This is a genomic window from Frankia sp. AgB1.9, assembly GCF_016786355.1.
GTDB lineage: Bacteria > Actinomycetota > Actinomycetes > Frankiales > Frankiaceae > Pseudofrankia.
This window is the reverse complement of sequence record NZ_JADWYX010000069.1, coordinates 1-3235: the sequence shown is the minus strand read 5'-3', so window position 1 is coordinate 3235 and position 3235 is coordinate 1. Positions and strand designations below refer to the sequence as shown.

At 74.9% G+C, this 3235-nt stretch carries 1 protein-coding gene; it reads right to left on the bottom strand.

Going from position 1 to position 3235, the window contains the following annotated elements:
* A partial coding sequence (locus tag I6A60_RS25080) for an SDR family NAD(P)-dependent oxidoreductase (protein WP_203055706.1) occupies positions 1-3235 on the bottom strand: 3235 nt, incomplete at both ends.

Genomic DNA, 3235 nt, shown 5'->3' with positions numbered 1-3235 from the left:
CCCGGGGGGCCCCGGGGGGGGCGCGGGGGGGGGGCCGCGGGGGGGGGGGGGGGGGGGGGGGGGGGGGGGGCCGGCGGCCGGCACTCGCGAGCAGTAGGCCGCGAAGCAGGTCGGCCAGCGAGACGGGGGTCGGATGGTCGAACACCAGCGTCGTCGGCAGCCGCAGACCGGTGACGGTTGCCAGCCGATTGCGCAGCTCGACTGCGGCGAGCGAGTCGACGCCGAGTTCGGTGAACGGCCGGTTCGGCGGTACCGACTCGGCGGCGTGGTTGCCCAACACGGTCGCCGTCTGCGCCCGCACCAGCTGGACGAGCAGGCGGTCCTGTTCCTCCCGACCCAGGCCGGCGACGCGGTCGGCGAGCTGTCGCGGCGCGTCTGCCGCGGACGCGGTCCGCCGTCGGGACGGCGTCCCCACCAGACCGTCCAGCACCCGGCTCGAGCCTGCTGCCGCGCCCCGGTCACGCAGCGCGGCCAGGTCCAGCGCGACCGGCACGTGCACCGGGTGCGGCGCGGCCATCGCCGCGTCGAGCAACGCGAGAGCCTGATCGACCGGCAGCGTCCGGATGCCGCCGCGGTCCAGCCGGACACGCGCGGCGCCATCCAGATCCACGGCCATGCCACCGCCCGCCCACGGTCCCCAGGCCAGTGACGTGGCCGGCAGACCGGCGCGCGCGCGGTACTCGGCCATGGCGTCGAGGAAGGCGTTCGCGGCGGCGTAGTTGGCCTGCCCGGGGTTGCCGAGCGTCCCCGCGACAGAGGAGAACAGCACAAACGCGGCCAGGTCGGCGCCAGCTGTCAGCTCGTGCAGGTTCCACGCTCCGTCCACCTTCGGCCGCAGCACCGTCCGTACCCGCTCCGGCGTCAGGTCCGCGAGCAGCGCGTCGTCGAGCACACCGGCCGTGTGTACGACCGCGGTCAGCGGATGGTCGGCGGGAATGCCAGCGACCAGCTCGGCGAGGGCGGTCCGGTCCGCCACGTCGCAGGCCTCGACGCGCACCTGCGCCCCCAGCTGCGACAGCTCCTCGACCAGCTCCCGCGCCGCGCCGGACCGGTCGCCGCGCCGGTTGGTGAGCAGCAGGTGGCGAGCCCGGCCGGTGGCGACCAGATGACGGGCGACCTGCGCCCCGAGCGCGCCGGTGCCGCCAGTGACCAGCACCGTCCCGGTGGGATCCGGCTCGGCCGGGACGGTGAGCACGACCTTGCCGACGTGGCGAGCCTGGCCAAGATGGCGGAAGGCTTCAGGAGCCCGCCGGATGTCCCACGCGGTGATCGGCGGCGGTGTCAGGACACCTGCCTCGAACAGCTCGACGACTGCGACGAGCAGCTCCTGGATCCGCGCCGGACCGGCCTCCATCAGGTCGAAGGCCTGGTAGCGCACGCCCGGGTGGTCGCGCGCGACGCGCTCGGGGGCGCGGATGTCGGTCTTGCCCATCTCCAGGAAGCGGCCGCCGCGCGGCAGCAACCGCAGCGACGCGTCCACGAAGTCCCGCGCGGTGGCGTTGAGGACGACGTCGACACCCCTGCCAGCGGTGCGCTCGAGGATGGTCTGCTCGAAGCCCAGCGTGCGGGAGTCCGCGATGTGCGCGTCATCCAGCCCGGCGTCGCGCAGAGCCCGCCACTTGCCGGTGCTCGCCGTGCCGAACACCTCTGCGCCCAGATGGCGGGCCAGCTGGGTCGCGGCCGTGCCGACGCCGCCGGCGGCCGCGTGCACGAGCACCGACTCACCTGCCCGCAGGCCGGCGAGATCGACCAGCCCCCGGTAGGCCGTCATGAAGACGATCGGGACGGCGGCGGCGGTCGCGAACGACCAGCCCCGCGGCAGGTGGGTCACCAGCGCGCGCTCGGTGACGCAGACCGGCCCGGCCCCGCCCGACAGCAGGCCCATCACCCGGTCGCCCGGCGCGAGGTCCTGGACGCCGGGCCCGACCTCGAGCACGACGCCCGCACCCTCGCTGCCAAGCGCGGCCTCGCCCGGATACATCCCCAGCGCGATCATCACGTCGCGGAAGTTCAATCCGGCCGCGCGGAGGGCCACTCGGATCTCGCCGGTTCCCAGCGCGCGATGCGCGTCCGGGTTCGGCCGCAGCATCAGGTTCTCGACGGTGCCGCGCTCGCTGACGTCGAGTCGCCACGAGGCCGAACCCGCCGTCGCGCCGGCCGCGGTCCCCTCCGCGGAGGGCGGCCTCAGGGCCGGCCGCGACGGTCCGCGCACGAGCCGTGGCCGGTACAGCCGGCCGGCGCGGATCATCAGCTCGGGCTCGTGGGACCGCGTGGCGGCGCGGACCGCGGCCGGCAGGATCCTGGCGGACTCGGGCTGGTCGTCGATGTCGACCAGGACGATCCGCCCCGGATGCGCCGCCGGGGCCGCCCTCACACGGCCGCGGGCGGCCGCGGCCGCCAGATCGGGTGCGCCGCCGGCCGCGGGCAGCTCCACCGCGCCACGGCTGAGCAGTACCAGAGTGACCGCGGCCAGCCGTGGCTCGGAGAGCCACCGGCCGACGAGCGAAAGGGTCTGTGTGGTCAGCAGGTGGGCGGACTCAGCGGCGTGGCCCGGGCCAGCGGAGGCCGCCGGCTCACCCAGCGTGGCGATCACGATGTCGGGCAGGCGCGCGTCCTCGCCGTCCGTCAGATCGGTCAGGCTCTCGGCCGACACGACGTCGCCGTCCACCTCGTCGAGAGCGGCGTGGTGGACGCCGTCGAGGACGGCCAGCAGGCCGGCGTCCTGGTCCGCCTCCGTCACGTCGAGCGGGGCCCAGTCAATCTGGTAGAGCGAACGCGCGGCCGCAAGCTGGGACGACCCGGCGGACGGCGACAGGTTCGCGGTGCGCAGTACCAGCGATCCGACGTGCAGCACGAGCGATCCGGCCTCGTCCCAGGCGGTGATCGACACCGAGTCCTGGCCCGCCGGCGCCAGCCGTACGCGCAGGCTCCTCGCCCCGCTCGCGTGCAGGGTCACGTCGTTCCACCCGAACGGCAGCCGGACGGCCCCTGGGGGCGAGCTCTCCGCCGCGTCCCCGACCGCCAGCGCGTGCAGGGCGGCGTCGAGCAGCGCCGGATGGATCTCGTAGTCCGACGCGGCGTCTCGGTACTCGGCGTCGAGCTCGACGAGGGCGTAGATGTCGTCGCCCGATTTCCAGGCGGCGGTGAGTGCTTGGAAGGTGGGTCCGTAGTGGTATCCGTGCTGGGTGAGGTGGTCGTAGAAGTTGGTGAGGGTGATGGGGGTGGTGTCGGGGGG